A 23,343-nucleotide genomic window follows, 5' to 3' on the forward strand; every position below is an offset into this window, starting at 1 on the left:
GGGCCCTCACTTCTCGCCGTCGTCCTGGTTCGCCTTCCTCGGCCCCGGGACGGGCGACAGCGGGCCAGCCCGGTAGGCGGGGAACTCCATGGTGGCCGAGCTGTCCTCGTCGAGGACCGGGAGCTCGACGGGCTCGGCCGCCTGGGCCTCGACCGGCTCGGGCGCCGGAACCGGAACGGGAACCGGAACCGGCACCGGAGCCGGAGCCGGAGCCGGAACGGGAGCGGCGACGGGAGGCGCGGCCGGGGCGGCGGGCTCGGGCTGCCGGGGCTGCCGGGGCTCGCGCCGGACCACCACGCCGTAGGCGATGCCGAGGCCCAGGAACAGGGTGAGCAGCGCGCCGCCGATCGCCCCCTGCCAGCTCACGCTGTGGTCGGCCTCGGGCTTGGACGGCGGCACGATGTCGGTGGAGGTGATGAAGGTGTTCGGCGGCGCGCCGAGCGTCTTCTGCCACTTGAACAGCTCGCTCGCCACGCGCTCGCGGGCCGCCATGAGCACGGTCGTGGCCTGCCTCGGGGACTCGCTGTCCACCCTGATGTAGATGTAGGGCCCGTTGATGTCCAGGACGTTGGGGTTGGTGCGCCCGTCGTCGATGGTGATCTCGGTCGGGCCGTCCTTGGGGGCGCCGAGCTCGGTCCAGACGTCCTGGGTGTTCATCGCGAGGATGACGATGCTGGCGCCGGTCTTGAGCGCGTCGTTGAAGGAGAGGAAGGGGTTGGTCAGCCCTTGCTTGGTCTTGTCGCTGTTGACCGTGCCGCCGTTCACCGGGGTCGCGAGGACGAGGGAGACGTCGGTCGTGTAGTGGGCCGGGAGGACGAGGTACACCACGCCGCCCACCAGGATCGACAGGAGGATCAGCGGCGGGCCTATCAGAATTCGTCGGAGAAGACCAAGGATCGCCTTCCAGAACTCCATTTTGGTACGTTCCCCCGCATCAGCGAACTTGCCCTATAGCGGACCATCGCCCAATCACTGGCAGACGTTACATCCCCCCAGATCGGTTACATCGGACGTGATCGCCGCGATAGACCTACGACTACGGCGACGGGGGCTTTCGGTGGGGCTGACAACTGAGCGTCCGGCGACACGGAGCAGGCTCGCCGGGCTCGACGGGTTACGGGGGCTGGCCGCGCTGTTCGTGGTCCTGCACCACTGCTGGCTGCTGTCGTTCCCCGGGTTCCCGGTCAACGACGCGCCCTGGTGGACGGGGTGGCTGCTCTACGGGCACTTCGCGGTCGTGGTGTTCATCGTGCTGTCCGGGTTCTCCCTCGCGGTCTCGCCCGCCCGGTCCGGCTGGCGGCTGGGCAGCATCCCCACGTTCTTCAACCGGCGGGCCTGGCGCATCCTGCCGCCGTACTGGGCGGCGCTGCTGTTCAGCCTGGTGATCGCCTGGACGGTCATCCCGCAGCCGGGCCAGCAGGCGCCCACCGGGCAGTCGGTGCTCATCTACGGCCTGCTGCTCCAGGACGTCTTCGGCTCCCCCAGCCCCAACGGCGCCATGTGGTCGATCGCCGTCGAGGCGCAGCTCTACCTGGTGTTCCCGCTGATGGTGCTGGTGCTGCGCCGGTGGGGGGCGGCGGTGATGCTGGGCGCGGTGACGCTGGTCGTGGTGGCCGTGGGGGCGCTGGCGCCGTACGTCCCGGCCGTGGAGCTGCTGATGCGGCTGACCCCGCAGTTCGCCGCGCTGTTCGCCATGGGCGCGGTGTGCGCCGGGGTGGTGCGGGCCTCGGAACGTTCCGGGCGGCCGCCCTGGCACTGGCTGGCCGCGGCGGCCGCGCTGCCGGTGCTCGCGCTGGTCGTGGTGGCCGGTCCTGAGTGGGTGGTCGGGCACTTCTTCTGGGTGGACCTCGCGGTCGGGCCCGCCGCCGGCCTGCTGCTGGCCGGCGTGGCGACGGGCCGGCCCTCCTGGCTCGTCCGGCTGCTCGACACCCGTCCGGTACGGCGGCTCGGCTCGTTCTCCTACAGCCTCTACCTGATCCACGCGCCGTTGGTGGTCATGGTCAACCGGCTGGTGGTCGCGCCGCGCGTGCCGCCGGGGATGCCCGCCTTCCTCCTCACGCTCGCCCTGGCCGTGCCGGCGAGCGTGGGAGTGGCGTGGTTGTTCGCGTCCGTCTTCGAGCTGCCCTTCCAGCGGCACAGAGGCTGGCGGAGGCTGCGCGAGGCCGCGCGGGCGCGGTTCAGGTGACCCGGATCAGGTGATCTTCGCCAGCGCCTCGGCCTCGTAGGCCGCCGCGAGCTCCTCGGGGATGCGCGACAGGTCGTCGGCCCGGTGGAAGTCGCGCAGAGTGGTGCCGCGGCAGGCGGCGTCCACGTTGGGGGCGGCGGCGCGCGAGCGGACGTCGTCGATGTGGACGGTGCGGAAGTCGATGCTGAACCGGGTCCTGCCGGAGGTGTTGGCGACGGTGGAGTGCAGGTGCGCACCGGAGAACAGCATCATGCCGCCCGGCTCCGGGACGAGCCGCAGCTCGGGGTCGAGGTCGAGCGCCTCCTCCGGCTTGGGCTGCTCCCTGGTGTCGCTGTGGACGTGCTGCGCGGCGGTGGGCCGGCTCACCGCGGTCCATTCCGCGTAGTCGTAGCGCCCGCTGCCGTTGAGCACGGGACGGTCGAAGTACTGCGGGTGCAGGGCGAAGACGTTCTCCGGGACCACCTCGTAGATGGGCATCCACCAGTTGACCTGGCAGAACGGCGCGGAGTACCAGCAGTCCCTGTGCGCGTGGTAGGCGTAGGAGATGCCCGAGTCGAGGTAGTGGTCGGCGGTCGAGGTGCGCAGCCGCGGCACGTCGAAGTAGGTCTTGTCCAGCGCCATGCCGAGCTCCTCCAGCAGGGCGCGGATCAGCTTCTTGCTGGTGGGATGATGGATGAAGCGGGGCTTGAGCTCGGCGAGCAGCGCGGCGAAGTCCTCCACCGGCATCTCGTGCTGGGCGGTCTGCGGGTCGCGTGCTCCGAACGCCTCCTCGATCAGCTCGCGGGCGAACTCGATCAGCTTGGTCGAGGCGGGGGTGGCGGAGTAGAGGAACACATCCCCTTTGAAGATCATTTGGCGCCGAACATCATCCCGAATTCGGCTATTGGTTAATATGACGGACATAGCGAGATTTACCCCCTCGCGTCGTTCTTTTCCTTTCTCTCGCCGGTGCCCGCTTCTTCGTTACAGGGGATTACAGCGGCAATTGTGTCTCGGTGTCCGGCCGGGCGACATAGGTCGAGTAGTCGGGGTGGTCGAACCGGTGCAGCGCCTGGATGTTGTCGTTCCAGGGGGCGGGGACCGGGCGCTTGTGCCGCAGGCCGTGGATCGGGGCCAGCTTCATCGCCTTGTGCTCCTCGTTGAACTCGCGGATCGCGCTCAGCTCGCCGACGTAGTCGTTGTGGATGACCTGGTCGTCGTCGCCGACGGTGTCGTCCAGGTAGACGAACACGCGGGGCAGGAAGTAGCGGTGGTCGCCGGCGAACAGCCTGAGCGCCGCCGCCGTCGAGGAGTAGAAGTCCACGTCGATCGAGACGAAGCCGATGGGCGCGGGGTGCTCGCCGTCCAGGAACTCCCCGACGGTGTCCTCGATGTTGCCCAGGATCAGCTGCGCCGCTCCCAGGCGGGCGCGCAGGGCCTCGACGTCCATGACGAAGTCGCCCTCGCGCCAGATGTAGGGCAGGTCGCGGTAGTCGGTGGGCTTGGGCAGGCCGGCGCCGGTGTCGAAGCCGTACACGTCGATCTTGACGCCGGTCGCCGCCGTCGCCAGCGCCGCCATGCGGTTGAGCTCGACCATGCCCGCGCCGCCGGCGACGCCGAACTCGACCACGCTGATCCGGCCGACGCCGAGCCGCCTGGCCAGCTCGGCCGCCTGCTGGACGCCGTACGCGTAGTGCGGCCGCGGATAGAGGTCGAGCGCGCAGCGCAGCTCGTGGGAGCCGAACGGCAGGCGCCGCAGGACGGCCAGCAGGATGCGGCCCGGCTGCATGAGCAGCCGCACGATGCGAATCAGCACGAGGGTTTCACCCTTTCGAGGAGACGAGTCGGGCGGCCAACCCGGCGATCTTGCGGCTGCGGTGCGTCAGCATCTGCTGCTGACGCCGCCAGTACGTGCGCAGCAGCACGGCCCGCGCGCGGGCGCGTTGCTCCGCCGACAGTTCCGTGCCGCCGAGGGCCCGGTGCATGGCCCGGAACTGCAGCGTGGTGGCGAAATGGGCGGTCCAGGCGGGCACGCCGAGCGCCGCGGCGATCCCGGACAGACGGCGTTCGCGCAGGTTGCGATGGGCCAGCACCCGAGGGACGTGCCCCCAGGGCGCGGTCAGCGCGAGCATGGTGGCGTAGACCTCGTCCTCGCGGATCATCAGCGGTCTGGGCACGGCGGCCACCCGCTCGCGCCGCATCAGCCCGTAGAGGGGGTCGAGGCCGTGGTGCTGGGTCGTGACCACGTCCCACAGCTCGTCGAGGCGGTCGACCGGGTCGTCGGAGAGCATCCGGGTGCCGCGGTAGCGCGGCTCGTGGACGGTCCCGTCCGCGCCGGTGTACCGGACGTCGGAGGTGACCAGGATGAGCCGCTCGTCGGCCAGGAACGGCTCCAGCGTGCGCGAGACGTAGTCGGGTTCGAGCAGGTCGTCGTCGCCCATCCAGCGGAAGAACTCGCCGCGCGCGCGGCGCAGCACCTCCACGAAGTTCCCGACCACGTGCAGGTCGTGGGGCTGGCGGTGGTAGGCGATGCGGTCGTCCTGGCGGGCCAGCTCGCGGCAGAGCTCCTGCGTGCCGTCGGTGGAGGCGTTGTCCGAGATCACGACCTCCAGCTCGGCGTGATCCTGGGCGAGCGCGGAGCGCACGGCCGTCTCCAGCCGGTCCGCGCCGTTGCGTACCGGGATTCCGATGGACACCAGCATCGTCTCTCCTCGGGGTCAGCGCGCGCGGGCGGGCAGCAGCCGCACCAGACGGGCGCTCACTAGGTGGAACTGGTCGCGGGTCACCACGACCAGCACGTACGCCAGCAGCCCGCCGCCGCCGGCCAGGGCGAGCTGGACGAACGGGCTGCCGTGGGTCAGGCTCGCCAGGCCGAGCATGACGGCGGCGCAGACCACCGCCCCGACCGCCGGGCGTACGAGACCGGGCAGCACCGGCCCGAGCCGGACCCCCGCCCGCTGCACGGCGATCATCGCCAGCGGCAGGGCGACCAGCACGGCGGCGGCGGCCTGGCCGATCGCGGCGCCCCGGATGCCGTCGAGGTGCGTGCCCGCGATGACCGCCGGGATCATCGCCGCGGCGTGGCCGAGGTTCATCCAGACGGTCGAGCGGGTGGCGCCCTGGCCGTTCAGGATGTCGAGCGCGAAGGCGGTGAGCATGCGCACCACCATCAGGACCGCCAGGAACCGCAGCACCCCGGCGGACTGCTCCCACTGCGGGCCGTAGATGAAGATGATCAGCGAGTGCGCCAGCACCGCCATGAACACGGCCAGCGGCAGCACCATGGCGATGAGCAGCGGCACGCTGCGCTGGACGCCGATCGACAACGACTCCTCGTCCCGCTCGGCCAGCCGGGAGAAGCCGGCGATCGACACCATGCGGATGGCGCTGCCGATGATGCCGGGCACCCAGCTCGACACGTTGAACGCCATCAGGTAGAACCCGAGCCACGCATCGCCCATGATGTTGCCGACGATGATGTAGCCCACGTTGAGCAGCAGGACCTCCAGGGCGATCCCGGCCGCCGAGGGGATCCCGAACCTCAGCAGCCGGCCCGCGACGTTCCGGTCGAACCCCAGCCGGTAGGGCAGCCGGGCGTAGATCAGCATGAAGACGCCGGTGACCACGGCCCCGGCCAGCTGCCCCCAGGCGAAGCTGTAGGCCCCGGCGCCGTTGACCGCGAGCACGATGGCCACCGGCGCGTTGACCAGGAAGCCCGCGAGCACCGCCTTGGCGTTCTTGCCGGTGCGGAACCAGCGCAGCAGGGCCGCGCTGCGCACCGCCGTGACGGCCTCGACCAGGATGACCGCGGTGAGGATGCGCACCACGGAGGTGGCCTCCGCGCTGCCGGCCAGCGCCGAGAAGTACGGCGCCCCGACCCAGAAGAGCCCGTACAGGCCGAGCGCGGAGATCATCGTGAGCGTCGTGGCCGTGGGCGCGATGTCCTCCAGCCGGCCGCGCCACTGCACGACGGCCGACATGACGCCGACGTCCTTGACCACCATGACGAACTGGGTGGCCGCGAGCGCGACGGCGTACGTGCCGAAGTCCGCGGGTGCGAGGAGCCGGGCCAGGATCAGCCCGAGGATGAACGAGCCCGCACGGGTGACGAGCGTGCCGAGCAGGCTCCACACCGCCCCTCGACCCGCCTTGCGCCCAATGTCACTGATGTCCGGGCTCGCCTGATCCACCATGCTGTGCCCTACTTTTGCTCGTTGACCCGCTCCAGCCAGATCTCCCGCCAGAACGGGATGAACGCGCGGGGGCAGTTGGACTTGTACACACCGTCGCAGATGATTCCGTCCAAGGCGATGCACGGATTTTTCATCTCAAGCAGCTTTCCGGTCTTCTCGTCGATGCAGCGCTCGACCCGCGCGGTGACCCGGGCGACCTTGCCGCACGACCGGGCCATGTCCTCCTCGAAGCCCAGCCCCCGGTTGAACCCCTTGGTGGTGAGCGTGGCGACGATCTCGTCCTTGGACTTGACGCGGACCAGCTCACCCGGCTGGAGGTCGGTCGTCCCGGTGGGGGCCGGGCCGGTGTGCGGGCCGGGCTGCACGAACCCCCAGTCCAGGCCACCCCTGAAGCGCAGCGCCCGGGGGAACCTCCTGGACAGCCGCTGGTAGCGGTTGAACAGGCCGAAGAACAACGTCCGGACGGTCGAGGCGATCCCGGCGTTGCCCACCCGGACGTCCGTGACGTACTGGCCCAGGTCGCGGAACGGCAGCAGCTCGGGGGCGGCCCGCAGCAGCTCGGTCGCCTGGCAGCGGAACCGTTCCTCGCCGTCCGGCGCGGGCTCCTTGCGGGTGTTGACCTCCAGCAGCGGCAGCAGCGGCCGCTCGGGACGGACCCGCTCCTCGGCCGTGGGCGGCCCGTCGACCTTCCGCAGCCAGGACGTCTTCCAGTAGAGCAGGCAGGCCGTCTGGCAGCCGCCGTGGGCCGTGCCGTCGCAACGGGAGCCGGTCAGGTGGACGGCGTCCTCCATCTTCCGCATCCCGGTCCTGGTCATCGTGTCGCAGAGCTTGTTGGCCACCTTGTGGACGGTCAGCCGTTGCCCGCAGAACCGCAGCATCTCCGGCATGAACGGAAGGCTGTCCAGCTCTCCGCGCTCATCGAGGGTCGCCAGGATCTCTTCAGCACTGAGAACCTCGACCACGTCGCCGACTTTCAGCGCCAGGCTCAATCCACCCACTCCTTCAGCAGGCCCGCGTTCTGCAGGGCGTTCGCCGCGTCCGCCAATGCCTGGAACGGCAGGTTCGACCGTTCCGCGATGTCGAGCAGGCTGTGCCGCCCGTCGGAAAGGTTGAGCACCCACAACATCGCCATCTGGGCCTGTTTCGTGTCACTGCGGCCGCCCAGCGAGCCGTACAGGCCGCGCGCCCCGAGCTGGGGCTCGCCGTACGGGCTGAGGTTCTGGTAGCGGCGGTTGCCCTCCAGGACCCGCACGGCGCTCCACAGCGTCTCCAGGGTGTCCTCCATGGCCTCGGGCCGCACGAAGTCCGGATCGTCGGCCGAGGTGTGGTACTCCGGGTAGCCCCCGTAGGGCGTCCTGGTCAGCGAGCCCACGGGCAGGTCGAAACCCGGCGAGCAGTACTGCCGCTCGTCGTAGCCGTAGGGCGAGAAGTCCAGGAGGGTGTGCGGCCGGTCCTTGAGCACGTGCGCGAAGACCTGGTCGATCTCGGCGTCGCCGCGCCTGCTGCGCTTGTAGGTGATCGTCCCGGCGTCCCCGGCGCAGGCCAGGGTGAGGCCGTGCCTGATCCGGTCCACGCGCTCGCGGTTGAGCGCCAGCCAGGTGATCGCGCCGATGGTGCCGGGCGCGAACACGAACCGGTAGGTGTACCAGGGGTCGAGGAGCCGCTGGGCCAGCGACACCGCCACCGCCACCCCGGCCAGGTTGTCGTTGGCCAGCGAGGGATGGCACACGTGGCAGGAGATCAGCACCTCCTCCGAGCTGCGGCCCCGGATCACGTGCTCGCCGTAGGTCAGGTGGCCGTCGGCGAGCGTGGAGTCGATCCTGACCTCGTACGGCCCGTCCGCCAGCCCGTCCAGGGTGTTCTGGCTCAGGCAGAAGCCCCAGGTCTCGGCGTAGTAGCTGGTCCGGTACGGCACCAGGTCCGGCTGGCCGGGCAGCGTGTGCAGGCGTCCGCGCAGCTCGGCCAGTGACATGGTGGCCTCGACCGGCGCGCTGTAGCCGACGACGTGCAGGTTGCTCCGCCGGAAGTCGACGACCCGGTTCCCGGCGGCGTCCTTGACGTAGGCGTCGCGGATGTTCCACTCGCGGGGGATCGTCCAGTCGAGCACCTGCGTGCCCGTCGGCACCTCGGTGATCTCCAGCGGGATCGAGCCGCCGATGATCTCCAGGGTGCGGCGCAGGCCGTCGCCGGTGATGCTGCGGCACAACGGGTAGAGCCGCCGTACCAGGTCGTGCATCTCCGGGCCGGTCATGGCCGCAGGGTGGCGTCGACGGTGCCGGCCTCGCGCCGGTCGGCGAGCCGGGCCAGCCTGGTGAAGCGGCGGTCGAAGTCGTGCCGGGTCAGGCCGTGCTCACGGTAGGCGTCGATGAGCTCGACGGCGCCCGCCTTGACCGTCCAGCGGGCCTCGTAGCCCAGGGCGGACCTGATCCGGGAGAAGTCGACGCGGTAGGAGCGCGGGTCGGCGCCCGTCTCGCCGGTGATCGTCAGCGTCGAGCCGGGGACGGCCGCGACCACCTCGGCCGCGATCTCGGCCACGGTCACGTTGTTGGCCTCGGTGCCCACGTTGAAGGCCGTGGCGTGCACGGCCTCGCGCGGCGCGGTCAGGGCGGCGGCGAACGCGTCGGCGATGTCCCTGGCGTGCACCAGCGGACGCCACGGGGTGCCGTCGGACAACACCCGGACCTCGCCGGTCAGGTGCGCGTGGCCCACCAGGTTGTTCAGCACGATGTCGGCGCGCAGCCTCGGCGAGAACCCGAAGGCGGTGGCGTTGCGCAGGAACACCGGGGTGAAGTCGTCGTCGGCCAGCGCGGTCAGGTCGTCCTCGACCCGCACCTTCGACTCGGCGTACGGCGTGACCGGGCGCAGCGGGGCCTCCTCGTCCAGCAGGTCCGCGCCGCCGGAGGCGCCGTAGACCGAGCAGGTGGAGGCGTACAGGAAGCGGCGCACGCCCGCGTCCTTGGCCAGCCTGGCCAGCCGTACGGAGGCGTGGTGGTTGATGTCGTAGGTCAGGTCGGGCGCGAGCGCGCCGAGCGGGTCGTTGGACAGGGCGGCCAGGTGGATCACCGCGTCGAACCCGGCGACGTGCTGGGGGCCGGCGTCGCGCAGGTCCACGGCGTGCGCCTCGACCGGCTCGGGCTCGGGCCCGAGCACGCAGTCGGCGAACAGGCCGGAGTCCAGGCCGACGACCTGGTGCCCGGCCTCGGCCAGGACGGGGGCCATCACGCTGCCCAGGTAGCCCTGGTGGCCGGTGAGAAGTACCCGCATCAGTTCTCCAGATCGACGGTCAGCTTGGACACGTGGAACGCCTCGGCGTACCGCGTGTGGCATTCGATGCCCCGGATGCGGGCCAGCCCCAGGAACGCCTCGCGGTCGTACCAGGGGCGGTGCCGCTGCGAGGCGTAGTGGCGCTGGAGCAGGTCCGCCTTGCGCTCGGCCACCTCCGGCGTGAGCGGCTGGTAGACGGCGGGGGCGGCCAGGTCGCCGTCCCACTTGACGATCTCGTAGCCGAGCGTCAGGTGGTCGCGGAAGGCGGTGGGCGCCAGCTCGGCCAGTCCCCGGTGGTCCTGGTGGGCGTCGCCGCGCCAGGGCGCCAGGATCAGGCCGGGCTCGGTGCGGGCGCGCAGCTCCTCGACCGCGGCCTTGGCCTCCTCCCAGCGGGCCGGCAGGTAGCCGTCGGGCAGCTTGAGCACGCTCACCCGCAGGTCCGCGCCGGGGCAGAAGTCGGCCAGCGCGGCGCGCTCCTCCTCCTCCCGCTCGGTCCCGCCGCCGGACAGCACCAGCGCGTCCACGCGCACGCCGGGACGGGCGGCGCAGATCGTCAGCAGGCTGCCGCCGGCTCCGATCGCCAGGTCGTCGCAGTGCGCGGCGAGCGCCACGACGGAGGTCACGCCCCCGGGACGCAGTCCGATCACCGGGACCGTTCCCACAGAGCCCACGGGCGCACGCCGCGCGAGTACGCCTCGTCCAGCTCCATGCGCTGGTTGACGGTGTCGGTGGGCCGCCAATAGCCGCGATGGGGGTAGGCCAGCAGGCGTCCGCGCTTGGCCAGCTGGGCGCAGCCGTCGGCGACCAGGTCGCCGTTCTCCGGGATGTGCTCGAAGATCTCCTGGGTCAGCACGAAGTAGCCGCCGTTGACCCACACCGGCATCTCACTGACCGGCGAGATGCCGCCGACCAGCCCGTTCTCGCCGACGTCCACGCAGTGGAAGGTCTGGGACGGCGGCACCACCATCATCGAGGCGGCCGCGCCGGACTCGGTGAACCGGTCGATGATCTCGGGCAGCGGCGCGTCGGTGAGCACGTCGGCGTAGTTGGCGAGGAACACCTCGTCGTCGCCCAGATGGCTGCGGACCCGGCGTAACCGCTCCCCGATCGGGGAGTCCGTCCCGGTCTGCACGAACGAGATGGACCAGTCGGAGATGTCGCTCGACAGCAGCTCGACCTTGCCGCCGCGCAGCACGAAGTCGTTGGAGGTGGCCTCCTGGTAGCCGAGGAAGAAGTCCTTGATGTGGTGGGCGCCGTACCCCAGGCACAGGATGAACTCCTTGTGTCCGAAGTGGGCGTAGTAGCGCATCACGTGCCAGAGCAGTGGTCGCGGACCGACGAGCGCCATCGGTTTGGGCACCTCGCCCGGCACACCGGTCCGCATCCGGGTGCCGAATCCTCCGCAGAACAAGACAACCTTCACACGACCTCCAGGTGTGGGATCGGGAAGACCAGCCGGCCTCCCCATTCGTACACATAGGAGAGCTGAGCGGTGAGCTCTTCGCGCAGGTTCCACGGCAGGACCAGCACATAGTCCGGACGGTCCTGGGCGATGCGCTCCGGCGGAGCGATCGGGATCCTGGTGCCCGGCGTGAACCTGCCGTGTTTGTACGGATTGCGATCCACGGTGTAGGCCAGCAGATCCGGCCGGACGCCACAGTGGTTGAGCAGCGTGTTGCCCTTGCCCGGCGCGCCGTACCCGGCGACCGTCTTGCCCTCCTCGGCGGCGGTGATCAGGAATCGGAGCAGGTCGCGGCGGACGCGGGCGACCCGCTCCGCGAACCCCGCGTAACCGGAGAGGTCGTGCAGCCCGGCGGCCTTCTCCCTGGCGAGCACGTCGAGCACCCGGCCGGACGGGCTGCCCGAGGGCCGCGCCCACAGCCGGATCGACCCGCCGTGGGTGGGCAGCAGCTCGACGTCGACCAGGGTCAGGCCGCCGCTCGCCAGCGCCCGCTGCGCGGAGGCCACCGTGTAGTACTGGAAGTGCTCGTGGTAGATCGTGTCGTACTGGTTCAGCTCCACGAGCGTGAGCAGGTGCTGGACCTCGATCGAGACCCATCCGTCGTCGGCCACCAGGGCGCGCAGCCCCTTGGTGAAGCCGATGACGTCGGGGATGTGCGCGTAGACGTTGTTGGCCACCACCAGGTCGGCCGGACCGTTCCCGTCCCGCACCGACGCGCCCGTCTCCGGGGTGAGGAACGCGGTGAGCGTCGGCACGCCCTTGTCCTTGGCCGCCTGCCCCACGTTGGCCGACGGCTCGATGCCGAGGCACCGGATGCCGCGTCCGACCACGTGCTGCAGCAGGTAGCCGTCGTTGCTGGCCACCTCGACCACGAACGACGGCTTCAACCGTTCCACGGCCGTGTCGACGAACCGCCGCGCGTGCTCCACCCAGGAGGCGGAAAATGACGCGAAGTAGGCGTATTCGGTGAATGTCTCTTCCGGTGTGATCAACGGCGGGATCTGGGCCAGCCAGCAGCCCGTGCAAACCCGCAGATGAAGGGGATAGGTGAGCTCGGGCTGATCGAGTTGTTCCGCCGTGAGGAAGAGCTCACAGGGCGGTGTCGCCCCTAGATCCACCACGCCGACCAGGTCCGTCGAGCCGCACAACCGGCACGATGTCATCAACAAAGGGCCCCACCCAGAAATGACAAGATTTCCCCCTTTGGAAACCCACAGCCATACTTCGGGTGAGCGGCAATGAGTGTTACAAGTGTCTTCATGAAACGCCTGAGCATCGATGGAGCATTGCTCTACACCCCCCGCATCCTCAGCGATCCCCGGGGCGTTTTCCTGGAAAGCTTCCGCGCCGCCGACCTGCGGGAGGCGACGGGGCGCTCGATCGAGCTGGCCCAGGTCAACTGCTCGGTCTCCGGCCGGGGCGTGCTGCGCGGCATCCACTTCGCCGACGTGCCGCCCGGCCAGGCCAAATACGTCATGTGCGTGGCGGGCGAGGCCATGGACGTCGTGGTGGACGTCCGCGTGGGCTCGCCGACGTACGGGCGGTGGGAGGCGGTGCGGCTGGACGACGTCTCGCGCCAGGGCATCTTCCTGACCGAGGGATTAGGCCATGGCTTCATGGCCCTCAGCGAGTCGGCCACGGTCGTCTACCTCTGCTCCTCCCCGTACGACCCGGCCCACGAGCACGGCATCCACCCGCTCGACCCCGACCTCGCCATCGAGTGGCCGTTCGACGTGGAGCCGGTCCTGTCGGCGAAGGACGCCGCCGCCCCCACGCTCAAGCAGGCCCGCGACGCGGGGATCCTCCCGTCGTGGTGAGCGTCGTGATCCCGGCCCACAACGAGGCCAAGGTGCTCGGCCGGCTGCTGGACGGCCTGCTCGGCGAGGCGGCGCCCGGCGAGTTCGACGTGGTGGTCGTGGCCAACGGCTGCACCGACGGCACGGCGGAGGTGGCCCGGCCGTACGACGTCCGGGTGCTGACCACGCCCGTCCCGTCCAAGAGCGCGGCGCTGCGCCTGGGCGACGCGGCCGCCCGCGGCTACCCCCGCCTGTACGTGGACGCCGACATCGAGCTCAGCACGGCCTCGGCGCGCGCGCTGGCGGCCGTGCTGGCCGCGCCGGACGGGCCGCTCGCCGCCGCGCCGGAGCGGGACCTGACGCTGGCCGACCGCCCATGGCCGGTGCGCGCCTACTACGCGATCTGGACGCGGCTGCCGCACGTCCGCGCCGGGCTGTTCGCCCGGGGCGTGATCGCGGTGAACGACGCAGGCAACGAGCGGCTGCGCGCGCTGCCGCCGGTGATGGCCGACGACCTGACCGCCTCGCTGGCGTTCACGCCCGGCGAACGCGTGATCGTCGGCGCCGCCCGCGCGGTGATCCATCCGCCGCGCACGGTCGCCGACCTGCTGCGCCGCCGGGTCCGCGCCATGACCAGCGTCACCGAGCTGGAACGGACCTCGGCCGGCGCGGGCGAGCGCACCGGGCCGCGCGACCTGGCGGCCATCGTGGCGAAGGAGCCGCGCCTGGCGGGCGCGGCGGTGGTCTTCGCCGCGATGGCCGTGCTGGCCAGGCGGCGGGCCGCCCGCGCGATCCGCGCGGGCGACTACACCACCTGGCTGCGCGACGAGAGCAGCCGGAGCTAGCTGACCGGCGTGTTCATGTCGGTGCCGATCTGGGCCCGGGTGAGCACCTTGTTGTAGATCCGCACCTCGTCGATCAGGCCGCTGAAGTAGTCACCCGAACCGCTGTTCCCGCCGATCCGCAGCGGGCTCGTACCGATGCGCAGGTCGCCGCCCGTGGGGTTGGTGGCCACCTCCACTCCGTTGACGTAGAACCGCAGCGTGGAGCCGTCGTAGGTGGCGGCCACGTGGCTCCAGGCGTTCAACGTCAGGTAGTTCGGCGCCTGCGCGTTCACCCCCGAGGAGGTGTGGATGAAGGCCGACGGGCTGCCGTTGCTGCCGCTGCTCATGATCGCCCAGGCGAGGTCCGCGCCGAACTCCTTCATCAGCACCGTCCGCCAGCCGTCCATGCTGGACGGGCGCACCCACGCCTCCAGCGTCATGGCGTCGGTCAGGTGCAGCGAGGCGGAGTCGGCCACGGTCACCCAGCTCGACGTGCCGTTGAACGACAACGCCTGGCCGTACTTGCCGGCCACCCAGGTCGCCGCGGTGGCGGTGCCGTTGTTGCCGGCGCCGGAGGAGTCGGCGACGGCCGTGCCGCTGCTCGCGTTCATGCCGTACGCGGCCACCAGGCCGCTGACGGCGGGCGGCTGGGTCACGACCGCCGACACCTCGTTGGACGGCGGCCCGGTGTTGCTGGCGGCGTCGAAGGCCACCACCCGGTAGTAGTACGTGCCCGGCGCGACCCCCGAGTCGACGAACGCCGGCCCGCCGGTCGAGCCCACCTGGTTGGCCCCCGACGGGGTGAACCCCGCGGTCGAGGAGCGGTGGACGGTGTACCCGGTCACCCCGACGTTGTCGGTCGCGGGCGTCCAGACGAGCTGCGCGCTGCCCGGCCCGCCGGTCGCGGTCAGCGGGCCGGGCGCGGTCGGCGGCGTGGTGTCGGGCGGTCCCTGGGGGCCGACGGGGGTGTTCATGTCGGTGGTGATCTGCGCCGGGGTGAGCGCCCGGTCGTAGACGCGCACCTCGTCGATCAGGCCGCTGAAGTGCTCGCCGGAGCCGCTGTTCCCGCCGATCCGCAGCGGGCCCGTCCCGGTGCGCAGGTTGCCGTACATCGAGGTGCCGCCCACCTCGCTGCCGTTCACGTACAGCCGCAGCCGGCTGCCCTCGTAGGTCGCCGCCACGTGGCTCCACGTGTTCAGCGGCAGGTTGCCCGGCGCCTGCGCGTTCGTGCCCGCGAAGGTGTGGACGAACGCCGCCGGGCCGCTGCCGCCGCTGGCCATGAGCGCCCAGTCCAGGTCGGCGCCGAACTCCTTCATCAGCACCGTCCGCCAGCCCGTCACGCTGGTCGGGCGCACCCACGCCTCCAGCGTCATGCCGCCGGTCAGGTGCAGCGAGGCCGAGTCTGCCACGGTCACCCAGCTCGACGTGCCGTCGAACGACAACGCCTTGCCGAACCTGCCGCTCGTGCTCCACGTGGTGCTCGCCGCCGTCCCGGCGTTGCCCTTGCCGGAGGAGTCGGCGACCGCCGTGCCCGCGCCCTCGTTCATCCCGTACGCGGCCACCAGCCCGTCGGGCCCCTGGGCCCGCTCGAAGGTGGCCGTGTAGGTCACGCCGGTGGCCGGGGCGGTGATGTCGTGGCTGACCGCGCCGCCGTCGGACCAGGAGGCGAAGGTGTGGGTGAAGCCGTCCGCGCTCTGCGGCGACGGCGCGGAGATCGAGTTGTGCGAGCCCACGATCACCGTCCTGGTGAAGGGGGTCACGGACTGCTCGCTGTTGAAGCCGATCTGCAGGCCGGAGGGCGAGGTCTCGAACCCGACGTTCACCGTCTTCGGCTGCAGCACCACGCTCTTGATGTCGGTGAGGCCCTGCGCGTCCGTCGCGGTCAGGGAGAGCTTCAGGTAGGAGGGGTATTCGTGGTCGGGCGCGACGAACGTGCCGCTGGTGCCGGTGGTCGAGGTGATCTCGTGCTCATGGCAGGTGAGCGGGCAGTGCATCAGGCTCAGCTTCCACACCATCCGCGAGCCGGGGATGGTGCCCTCCTGGGCGTCGGTGGCGGAGCCCGAGTAGGCGATCGTGTCGCCGACCGCCCAGGTGAGCCCGGTGGACGGCGTGTTGATCGTCGCCTGCGGCGAGGTGTTGCCCACGTTGATCGTGACGGTGGCGTCCCCCTGCCCGCCGTGGCCGTCGCTCGCCCGCAGCCGCACGACGTAGGAGCCGCGCTGGCTGTAGGTGAAGGACGGCGCGGTCGCGGTGGAGTCGTCGAGCTCGCCGTCGCCGTCCAGGTCCCACTGGAAGGTCAGCGGGTCGCCGTCGGCGTCGCTGGAGTCGGCGGCGGTGAAGTTCACCGTGAGGGGTTCGACGCCGGCGGTGGCGCTCGCCCTGATGACGGCGGACGGCGGGTGGTTGGCGTAGATGTAGCGGACGATCTGCCCGTTGGTGTAGTCGACCGCGAACAGGTCGCCGCCGGGGCCGGTCTGCACCTCCACGGCGGGCATCCCGGAGTCGAACGTGGTCACCGTGGCCGGGTCGGGCAGGCCGTTCGCGCCCTTGGTCATGACCCAGACGCACGACCTGCTGAAGTCGGAGAAGAACAGCGCGCCGTCGTAGGCGTGCGGGTAGGAGCCGCCCTCGTAGAACGCGACGCCGCTGGAGGACGATCCGCCTGACGGGCACGGGTCGTTCGGCGCGGGCTTGGAGGCGTGGTTCCAGGCGAAGTACGGCTGCGTCACCGCCGACGGGCCCGCCGCGTACAGGTTCTCGCAGAGCGTCAGGTTCAGGTTGTCGTAGCCGCCCTGCCGGGCCGGGCCCTCGTAGCAGGGCCAGCCGAAGTTGCTGACCGGGCCGGTGGGCGAGGCGATCCGGTTGATCTCCTCGTAGGTGTTCCAGCCGACCTCGCCCGCCCAGATCTCGTTCGTGCCGGGCCGTACGGTGATGCGGAACGGGTTGCGCTGGCCGTAGGCGATGATCCTGGCCGCGTTGGGGTCGCTGCTGCCCGCGTTCGGGTTGCCGGGGGCGGCCGCGCCGGTGTCCGGATCGACCCTGATGATGCTGCCGTTCAGGCCCGCCGGGTCGCCGCCGGTGCGCAGGTCCTGCGAGCGCAGCGCGCCGCCCTCGGCGGCCGGCGGGCTGAGCGCGGTGCCCACGGGCGAGGGCGGGTCGCCGCAGGGGTTGTCCGGGGTGACGTCGGAGCTGGTCACGTTGTCCTGGCCGTAGTCGGCGAAGTTGAAGCTGGCGCCGTCGCCGCCGCTGGCGTAGAGCATGCCGTCGGGGCCGAACGCCAGGTCGCCGACGGAGTGGCTGGGGTGCTGCTGGCACCAGCCGGTGATCAGCGGCGTCTCGGCGACCGAGCCGCCCGAGGGCGCCAGCACGGACAACCGCCCGGTGATCAGGCAGCCGTCACCGGTCGCGCCGGGCGGGGTCGGGCACGGGTCGGCGCTCACGCCCGCGGTGCCCCAGCGCGGCGCGCCGCCGCCGGGCACCGCGTCGTAGGAGTACAGCACGTAGATGCGCGGGTCGGCCGGGAAGTCCGGGTGCAGGGCCAGGCCGAGGAGCCCGCGGTCCCAGAAGTTGTGCACCTGCGTGCGCAGGTCGGCGTAGATCGCCGGCGTGGTGTCGGTGAGTGAGTCGAAGACCTTGATCAGGCCGCTCTTCTCGGCGACGAACACCCGGCCGTCCGAGGCGAACTCGATGTTGGTCGGATTGGTCAGCCCGCTGAAGACCACCTGTCTCTGGAAGCTGCCCGGCAGTGCCTGCGCGGGCGGCGGCGCGACGATCGCCAGCCCGGTCGTGATCAGCAGGACGGAAAAAAGCGCATGGCGAAGCCGCCGTAACACGGGAACCCCCTTGAAACGGAAAAATCCCCCGAGCCCTGGATCGATCTATCGCACCGATTCAGGGCTAAGTCACGCGCTTTGTCCGCATCTGGCCAGCCACGCGTACAGCAACCACCCCAGCTCGTACGGCCGGCACTCCCGGTCCACGGCGACCGGCGGGTAGACCCGGTCCAGGACGCCGAGCCGCATCTCCTTGTGCACCCCCGTCGCCATCGCCCGCAGCCCGCGCACCAGCTTGCGCGGATCGGCCCTGGCCTCCTTCCGCCAGGTCAGCGCCAGGTCGTCGAGCACGAACGAGGGCCGAGCGATCATCCAGTCGAGCCCCTTGGAGATCTCCGCCACGTACGCCGTGCCGCCCGCGTCGGCCAGGTCCAGCAGCGCCATCGGCCCCATGGAGAGCTGGTGCACGCTGTACACCGGATACCCCTCCACCACCGAGCCGGTACGGGCGTCGTAGTGCCACCACCACTCCCCCTCCGGCCCCTGCGCCCGGCAGATGCCCGCGGCCACCTGCTCGGCGGCCCGCAGCGCCTCGGCGTCCCCGGTGGCGGCGTGCAGCCGGGCCAGCGCCTGCAGCGGGTAGACCTGGTCGGCGAAGCAGCCCACGTGGGCGCGGTAGCGCGGCACCAGCGCGCCCCGGCCGAGCGCGTGCGGGTAGAGCCGGTTGCCGGCCAGCCCGCCGAGCAGCCGCTCGCGGGCGCGTTCGGCCCGGCCGTCGCGCACCCCGGCCGCGACCAGGGCGGCCAGCACCCACGCCGCCTCGACGGTGTGGATCTGCCCACCCGCGTCCAGCTCGGCCAGGCGGCTCAGGGCCAGATCGAGGTCCGCGTGCCCGGCCTCGGCCGCCGCCCAGCAGATCAGCGCCGCGTCGCCGGCGCCGCTCACCTCGGGAAGCCGCTTGACCAGGTTCCCCACCAGGTCGAGGACGTCGTCGCCGGCCAGCGCCGCCCGCTGCCGCGCCTCCTCCAGAGTGGCCACGCCGAGCGCGACGATCGCGGAGTAGCGGATGCTGCGCCCCTCGGGCACGGCCGTCCACGTGCCGTCGGGCTGTCGCCGGCCCCGGCGGGTGAAGACGAAGCCGCCGTCGCCGTAGCCGGGGGGCAGGCCGCGTACCGACAGGTCCAGCATGCCCCGCACGAAGTCCTGGTGGCCGGAGCTCAGCAGAGCGATCCGGTGATCCGTCACGTCGTCTCCTCGATCCTGCGTCTGACACCGGCCCACTCCCTGACCACCAGGAGCAGGAAACTGCCGTTGGTGCGCACGTAGCGCGGCCCGAGCCGCAGCGGCTCCTGGAGCATGCGGTAGAGCCATTCCAGCCCTGATCGCTGCCAGCGCACCGGCGCCCTGCGGGTACGTCCGGCCAGCACGTCGAACGAGCCGCCCACGCCGTGGATGATCCGCGCCCCGGTGCGCTCGCCCCACTCGCGGATGAAGATCTCCTTCTTCGGCGAGGTGATGCCCAGGAACAGCAGGTCGGCCCGCGAGGCGGCGATCTCGGCGGCGACCTCGGCCGACTCCTCCGGCGCGAAGTAGCCGTCGCGGGAGCCGGCGACGGCCAGCCCCGGGTAGCGGGCGCGCACCTCGTCCAGCACCCCGGCCAGCACCTCACCGGTCGCGCCGAGGAAGTACGCCTGGTAGCCGCGCCGGCCGCCCTCGGCCATCAGCTCGGTGAACAGGTCGATGCCCGCCACCCGCTCGGGGATCCGGTGACCGAGCGCCCGCGCCGCCCAGACCACCGCCTGCCCGTCGGCCAGCACGAGGTCGCTGTCCAGCACCGACTGGCGCAGGGCGGCGTCCGCGCGCATGTTGACGACCTTGGCGGCGTTCACCACGCCGATGGTCAGCCTGCCGCCCTCCGCGACGGCCGCCACGCAGCGGGCGATCACCTGGTTCATGGTGAGGGCGTCCAGCACGGTGCCGAACACCGTCTTCCGCTCCGGCAACCTCGTCATCCGTCCCCCTGGGTGTCCATGACATATCGGTCTCAGCTCCGGAAACGTCACATCAAGGAAGGACCAGCTCGGTGAGCGTGGCCCGGTGGTCGGTCCGCGGCACCCGCAGGGTCTGGAAGCTCCGGACCGCGATCCGCCGGTCGGCCAGCACGTGGTCGATGGCCACCTTCGGGAACAGCCGCGGCTGCTCGTAGTAGGGCCAGGTCATGGAGAGCCCCTTTCCGGTGACGTCGGCGGCGTCCCGGTAGCCCGTGGCGATCAGGTCGCGCAGCACCGCGTGGTCGAGCGTGGAGTTGAAGTCCCCGGCCAGGATCCGCAGGCGGCCGCCGGCGGGCGGCAGCGCCCGGATGCTCGACGCCCAGCAGGCCGTGCGCCAGCCCTCCGAGGGCGCGCACGCGTGCACGGCGACGATCTCGGCCTCCCGCCCGCCCGGCAGCGTGACGACGGCGGGCAAGTGGCGCGGGCTCTCCTCGAAGGGCGGCGCCGCGATCGGCGAGTCCGCGGCGCGCAACGGGTACCGCGAGTAGATCGCCGCCCCCGACGAGTCCTCCCCCGGCAGCACGATCCGGTACGGCAGCAGCCGCGTCAGCCCCAGCTCCTCCACCCGCTCCCGCATCAGGCCGGTGAACTCCAGCAGGTGCAGCACGTCGGGCCGCTCGCGCTCGACCGTCTCCACCAGCACCGGCGGCAGCACGGAGGAGTGCAGCAGGTTGACCGCCAGCACCCGCAGCACCGGCCCGGCGGCCGGCGGGTTGCCCTCGGGCACCGCGCGCGGCACGACGGCCACCGCGAACGCGCAGGTCACGGCTAGCGCGGCGGCGATCAGCGCCCCGGCGCGCAGGTAGAGCGCGAACGCCAGCGGCAGCACCGACAGCGCCGCCGCGTACGGCGTGAACGACACGAGCTGCGACCACAGGAACTTCGGCTCCCACCCGAGCAGCCGCAGCCCCGCCCAGCCCGCGAGGCCCGCCACCATGATCCACAGCACCGCGCCGCCTACGCGACGCCGCACCGGCGCCCGCGGGTCAGCACCGGCCAGGCCGCGCGCAGCGCCTGGTGCCAGTGCCGGATCGGCTCTCCCTTCGTGTGCGCGAGCACGCTGTTGGCCGGACGCCGAGCCGGCCGGGGGAAGCCCGCCGAGCTCACCGGGCGCACCCGGTCCGGGTCCAGGCCGAGCAGCGTGAAGATCTCCTTGGCCAGGCCGCACCATGTCGTCTCCCCGGAGCTGGTGCCGTGGTAGACGCCCGGCGGCAGCTCGGAGCGCGCCAGCCGTACCAGGTAGTCGGCCAGGTCGGCGGTCCACGTCGGCTGGCCGTGCTGGTCGTCGACCACGTCCACGGTGTCGCGCTCGGCCGCCAGCCTGATCATGGTCCGGACGAAGTTGGGGCCGGCCGCGCCGTACAGCCAGGCGCTGCGCACCACGTGGTGCCCGTGCTCCAGCGCCGCCCGCTCGCCGGCGAGCTTGGTCCTGCCGTACGCGTTCACCGGCGCGGTCGGCGCGTCCTCCGGGTACGGACCCGGCGCGGTGCCGTCGAAGACGTAGTCGGTGGAGACGTGCACGAGCCGCGCCCCGGCCCGCGCGCAGCTCTCGGCCAGCCAGCCCACCGCGTGCCCGTTGATCTCCAGCGCCTCCGCCTCGTGGGTCTCGGCGTCGTCCACGGCGGTCCAGGCGGCGCAGTTGACCACCACGCCCGGCCGGTAGGCGGCGACGAAGTCGCGCACCGCGCGCCGGTCGCACAGGTCGAGCTCGGACCGGGCGAGCGCGAGCACCGGCTCGCCGGTCAGCGCGGCCCGTTCCAGGACGTCGGCGGCCAGCATCCCGCCGCCGCCCGTGACGAGCCACCTCATGGCAGGCGCCCGGTCACGCGGGCCACCAGTCGCGGTGCTCGGCGTACCAGCGGATCGTGTCCTTCAACCCCTGGTCGAACGGGATCTCCGGGCGGTAGCCGAGCTTGCGCAGCTTGCTGTCGTCCAGGGAGTACCGGCGGTCGTGGCCCTTGCGGTCCTCGACGTGGCGCACCGAGTCCCAGTCACGGCCGCAGGCTTCGAGCAGGCGGGCGGTCAACTCCTTGTTCGTCAGCTCGGCGGTGCCGGCGATGTGGTAGATCTCGCCGGGTTCGCCCTTCTCGGCGACCAGGCGGATGCCGGCGCAGTGGTCCTCGGCGTGGATCCAGTCGCGCACGTTCCCGCCGTCGCCGTACAGCGGGACCGGGCGGCCGCGCAGCAGGTTCGTGACGAACAGCGGGATCAGCTTCTCCGGGTACTGCCGGGGGCCGTAGTTGTTGCCGCAGCGGGTGATCGACACGTTCAGGCCGTAGGTGATCGCGTACGAGCGGGCGATCAGGTCGCCGCCCGCCTTGCTGGCCGCGTACGGCGACCGCGGGCGCACCGGCGCGGACTCGTCCCAGGAGCCGATGTCGATCGACCCGTAGACCTCGTCCGTCGAGACCTGGACGACCTTGGGCGTGCCCGCCTCCAGGCACGCCTGCAGCAGCGTCTGGGTGCCGAGCACGTTGGTCCGCATGAACTCGGCGGCGGCGCCCTCGATCGACCGGTCGACGTGGGACTCGGCGGCGAAGTTCACCACCAGGTCGTGCCCGGGGACGACCTCGCGCAGCAGCTCGGCGTCGCAGATGTCGCCGTGGACGAACTCGTGCCGCACCCCTTCGAGGTTGGCCCGGTTCCCCGCGTAGGTGAGCTTGTCGAGGACCGTGACGTACGCGTCGTGCAGCCCCCGGACGAAGTGGGAGCCGATGAATCCCGCGCCGCCGGTCACCAGAATTCTTGTCATGTAGTGATCTGTACCTTGCTGTGATCGCCCAGCACGAGACGGTGGGCTCTGGGCGTGTTGGGCGCTCGGGTGACCTCGACGTCGTGGCCGATCAGTGACGCCTCGATCCGGCCGACGCCGTTGATGGACGCCCGGGGCAGCAGGATCGAGTATTCGATCTCGCTGCCGGTGACCACGCACGACGCGCCGACCGAGGTGAACGGCCCGACGTAGCTGTCCTGGATGCGCGCCCCCCGGCCGATGATCGCCGGGCCGACCACGCGGGAGCGCTCGACCACCGCGTCCGGCTCGACCACGACCCGGCCGATCAGCTCGCTGGCCTCGTCGACCCGCCCGCGCACGCCGGGCTCGACCGACTCCAGGACCAGCCGGTTGACCTCCAGCATGTCGGTGACGTTGCCGGTGTCCTTCCAGTATCCCGAGATCACCGACGACTCCACGCGCAGACCGGCCTCGATCAGCCACTGGATGGCGTCGGTGATCTCCAGCTCGCCCCGCCACGACGGCTTGAGCTCGGCGACGGCGGCGTGGATCGCCGGGCTGAACAGGTACACGCCGACCAGCGCCAGGTCGCTCTTGGGCCGGGCCGGCTTCTCCTCCAGGCCGATCACGCGGCCCTTCTCGTCCAGCTCGGCGACCCCGAACTGGCCGGGATCGCCGACCCTGGTCAGCATGATCTGCGCGGCGGGCCGTTCCCTGGCGAACCGGTCCACCAGGTCGTTGATGCCGCCGACGACGAAGTTGTCGCCCAGGTACATGACGAAGTCGTCGTCGCCGAGGAACTCGCGGGCGATCAGCACGCCGTGTGCCAGCCCGAGCGGCGCCTCCTGGCGGAGGTAGGTGACCTGCAGCCCGAACGCCGAGCCGTCCCCCACGGCCGTCTCGATCTCCGCCTGCGTGTCCCCGACCACCAGGCCGAGCTCCCGGATCCCGGCCGCCGCGATGGCCTCCAGCCCGTAGAACAGGACCGGCTTGTTGGCGACGGGGACCAGCTGCTTGGCCGAGGTGTGCGTGATGGGCCGGAGCCGTGTGCCCGACCCTCCGGCGAGCACGAGTGCCTTCAC

21 protein-coding genes are annotated in these 23,343 nt (G+C 71.5%); 3 read left to right on the forward strand and 18 right to left on the reverse strand.

The genetic code is table 11. From position 1 onward, the window contains the following. Positions 1-6: 6 nt before the first annotated feature. Positions 7-915, reverse strand: a complete 909-nt coding sequence (locus tag AB0C33_RS20360; protein WP_358290056.1) for a hypothetical protein — start codon at positions 913-915, stop codon at positions 7-9. 142 nt (positions 916-1,057) lie between these two features. On the opposite strand from AB0C33_RS20360, the gene AB0C33_RS20365 reads away from it, so the two are divergent. Then, the gene (locus AB0C33_RS20365; protein ID WP_358290058.1) at positions 1,058-2,185 is read left to right on the forward strand and encodes an acyltransferase; all 1,128 of its coding nucleotides are present in this window, start codon (positions 1,058-1,060) and stop codon (positions 2,183-2,185) included. Positions 2,186-2,191: 6 nt separating this feature from the next. Here AB0C33_RS20365 and AB0C33_RS20370 read toward each other — a convergent pair whose 3' ends face one another. From AB0C33_RS20370 to AB0C33_RS20415, 10 genes are all read right to left on the reverse strand, one after another. Continuing rightward, positions 2,192-3,037, reverse strand: coding sequence for a hypothetical protein (locus AB0C33_RS20370; protein WP_358290060.1), 846 nt, complete (start codon positions 3,035-3,037; stop codon positions 2,192-2,194). Positions 3,038-3,158: 121 nt separating this feature from the next. After that, the gene (locus AB0C33_RS20375) at positions 3,159-3,980 is read right to left on the reverse strand and encodes a hypothetical protein (protein ID WP_358290062.1); all 822 of its coding nucleotides are present in this window, start codon (positions 3,978-3,980) and stop codon (positions 3,159-3,161) included. A 7-nt stretch (positions 3,981-3,987) separates the two neighbouring features. Beyond that, entirely contained in the window at positions 3,988-4,866 is an 879-nt protein-coding gene (locus AB0C33_RS20380; protein ID WP_358290065.1) for a glycosyltransferase family 2 protein, read from the reverse strand. A gap of 15 nt (positions 4,867-4,881) precedes the next feature. Continuing rightward, positions 4,882-6,357, reverse strand: coding sequence for an oligosaccharide flippase family protein (locus AB0C33_RS20385; RefSeq protein WP_358290067.1), 1,476 nt, complete (start codon positions 6,355-6,357; stop codon positions 4,882-4,884). A gap of 8 nt (positions 6,358-6,365) precedes the next feature. After that, positions 6,366-7,346, reverse strand: coding sequence for a hypothetical protein (locus AB0C33_RS20390; RefSeq protein ID WP_358290070.1), 981 nt, complete (start codon positions 7,344-7,346; stop codon positions 6,366-6,368). Continuing rightward, complete coding sequence (locus tag AB0C33_RS20395; protein WP_358290073.1) at positions 7,343-8,608, reverse strand: DUF4910 domain-containing protein; 1,266 nt, start codon at positions 8,606-8,608, stop codon at positions 7,343-7,345. The genes AB0C33_RS20390 and AB0C33_RS20395 overlap by 4 nt, the downstream gene beginning before the upstream one ends. Next, on the reverse strand, positions 8,605-9,621 hold the full coding sequence (locus AB0C33_RS20400; protein WP_358290076.1) for an SDR family oxidoreductase: 1,017 nt from the start codon (positions 9,619-9,621) through the stop codon (positions 8,605-8,607). The genes AB0C33_RS20395 and AB0C33_RS20400 overlap by 4 nt, the downstream gene beginning before the upstream one ends. Then, positions 9,621-10,268, reverse strand: a complete 648-nt coding sequence (locus tag AB0C33_RS20405; protein ID WP_358290078.1) for a PIG-L family deacetylase — start codon at positions 10,266-10,268, stop codon at positions 9,621-9,623. The genes AB0C33_RS20400 and AB0C33_RS20405 overlap by 1 nt, the downstream gene beginning before the upstream one ends. Beyond that, on the reverse strand, positions 10,265-11,044 hold the full coding sequence (locus tag AB0C33_RS20410; protein ID WP_358290081.1) for a sugar phosphate nucleotidyltransferase: 780 nt from the start codon (positions 11,042-11,044) through the stop codon (positions 10,265-10,267). The genes AB0C33_RS20405 and AB0C33_RS20410 overlap by 4 nt, the downstream gene beginning before the upstream one ends. Next, entirely contained in the window at positions 11,041-12,246 is a 1,206-nt protein-coding gene (locus AB0C33_RS20415) for a class I SAM-dependent methyltransferase (protein WP_358290084.1), read from the reverse strand. Before AB0C33_RS20415 ends, AB0C33_RS20410 begins: the two co-directional genes overlap by 4 nt. A 96-nt stretch (positions 12,247-12,342) precedes the next feature. On the opposite strand from AB0C33_RS20415, the gene rfbC reads away from it, so the two are divergent. Then, positions 12,343-12,900, forward strand: coding sequence for a dTDP-4-dehydrorhamnose 3,5-epimerase (rfbC, locus tag AB0C33_RS20420; RefSeq protein ID WP_358290087.1), 558 nt, complete (start codon positions 12,343-12,345; stop codon positions 12,898-12,900). Beyond that, complete coding sequence (locus AB0C33_RS20425; protein ID WP_358290090.1) at positions 12,894-13,724, forward strand: glycosyltransferase; 831 nt, start codon at positions 12,894-12,896, stop codon at positions 13,722-13,724. The genes rfbC and AB0C33_RS20425 overlap by 7 nt, the downstream gene beginning before the upstream one ends. Here the strand turns inward: AB0C33_RS20425 and AB0C33_RS20430 are convergent. The 7 genes from AB0C33_RS20430 to AB0C33_RS20460 form a co-directional block, all read right to left on the reverse strand. Beyond that, complete coding sequence (locus AB0C33_RS20430) at positions 13,721-17,536, reverse strand: LamG-like jellyroll fold domain-containing protein (RefSeq protein WP_358290093.1); 3,816 nt, start codon at positions 17,534-17,536, stop codon at positions 13,721-13,723. The two genes, AB0C33_RS20425 and AB0C33_RS20430, sit on opposite strands and share 4 nt — an antisense overlap. Positions 17,537-17,605: 69 nt before the next feature. Continuing rightward, positions 17,606-18,721 (reverse strand): hypothetical protein, encoded by a 1,116-nt coding sequence (locus AB0C33_RS20435; RefSeq protein WP_358290096.1) that lies wholly within the window; start codon positions 18,719-18,721, stop codon positions 17,606-17,608. Further along, a complete protein-coding gene (locus tag AB0C33_RS20440) occupies positions 18,718-19,488 on the reverse strand; it encodes a WecB/TagA/CpsF family glycosyltransferase (RefSeq protein WP_358290099.1) in 771 nt (256 codons plus the stop codon). Before AB0C33_RS20440 ends, AB0C33_RS20435 begins: the two co-directional genes overlap by 4 nt. Positions 19,489-19,540: 52 nt before the next feature. Further along, on the reverse strand, positions 19,541-20,500 hold the full coding sequence (locus AB0C33_RS20445; protein ID WP_358290102.1) for an endonuclease/exonuclease/phosphatase family protein: 960 nt from the start codon (positions 20,498-20,500) through the stop codon (positions 19,541-19,543). Continuing rightward, positions 20,485-21,336 carry a dTDP-4-dehydrorhamnose reductase gene (gene rfbD / locus AB0C33_RS20450; protein WP_358290105.1) on the reverse strand — a complete coding sequence of 284 codons (852 nt, stop codon included), beginning with the start codon at positions 21,334-21,336 and terminating at the stop codon, positions 20,485-20,487. Before rfbD ends, AB0C33_RS20445 begins: the two co-directional genes overlap by 16 nt. A 13-nt stretch (positions 21,337-21,349) precedes the next feature. Continuing rightward, positions 21,350-22,279, reverse strand: a complete 930-nt coding sequence (rfbB, locus tag AB0C33_RS20455; RefSeq protein ID WP_352364744.1) for a dTDP-glucose 4,6-dehydratase — start codon at positions 22,277-22,279, stop codon at positions 21,350-21,352. Then, positions 22,276-23,343: a glucose-1-phosphate thymidylyltransferase gene (locus AB0C33_RS20460; RefSeq protein ID WP_358290108.1), complete on the reverse strand. Its 1,068-nt coding sequence runs from the start codon at positions 23,341-23,343 to the stop codon at positions 22,276-22,278. The genes rfbB and AB0C33_RS20460 overlap by 4 nt, the downstream gene beginning before the upstream one ends.

It is taken from the genome of Nonomuraea sp. NPDC048881 (assembly GCF_040649795.1).
Taxonomy (GTDB): domain Bacteria; phylum Actinomycetota; class Actinomycetes; order Streptosporangiales; family Streptosporangiaceae; genus Nonomuraea.

What these genes read in the sequence shown, in the direction of transcription:
- AB0C33_RS20360 (WP_358290056.1), bottom strand. Translation starts at nt 915, where the DNA reads ATGGAGTTCTGGAAGGCGATCCTTGGTCTTCTCCGACGAATTCTGATA.
- AB0C33_RS20370 (WP_358290060.1), bottom strand. Translation starts at nt 3,037, where the DNA reads ATGATCTTCAAAGGGGATGTGTTCCTCTACTCCGCCACCCCCGCCTCG.
- AB0C33_RS20380 (WP_358290065.1), bottom strand. Translation starts at nt 4,866, where the DNA reads ATGCTGGTGTCCATCGGAATCCCGGTACGCAACGGCGCGGACCGGCTG.
- AB0C33_RS20385 (WP_358290067.1), bottom strand. Translation starts at nt 6,357, where the DNA reads ATGGTGGATCAGGCGAGCCCGGACATCAGTGACATTGGGCGCAAGGCG.
- AB0C33_RS20395 (WP_358290073.1), bottom strand. Translation starts at nt 8,608, where the DNA reads ATGACCGGCCCGGAGATGCACGACCTGGTACGGCGGCTCTACCCGTTG.
- AB0C33_RS20400 (WP_358290076.1), bottom strand. Translation starts at nt 9,621, where the DNA reads ATGCGGGTACTTCTCACCGGCCACCAGGGCTACCTGGGCAGCGTGATG.
- AB0C33_RS20415 (WP_358290084.1), bottom strand. Translation starts at nt 12,246, where the DNA reads ATGACATCGTGCCGGTTGTGCGGCTCGACGGACCTGGTCGGCGTGGTG.
- rfbC (WP_358290087.1), top strand. Translation starts at nt 12,343, where the DNA reads ATGAAACGCCTGAGCATCGATGGAGCATTGCTCTACACCCCCCGCATC.
- AB0C33_RS20440 (WP_358290099.1), bottom strand. Translation starts at nt 19,488, where the DNA reads ATGACGAGGTTGCCGGAGCGGAAGACGGTGTTCGGCACCGTGCTGGAC.
- rfbD (WP_358290105.1), bottom strand. Translation starts at nt 21,336, where the DNA reads ATGAGGTGGCTCGTCACGGGCGGCGGCGGGATGCTGGCCGCCGACGTC.
- rfbB (WP_352364744.1), bottom strand. Translation starts at nt 22,279, where the DNA reads ATGACAAGAATTCTGGTGACCGGCGGCGCGGGATTCATCGGCTCCCAC.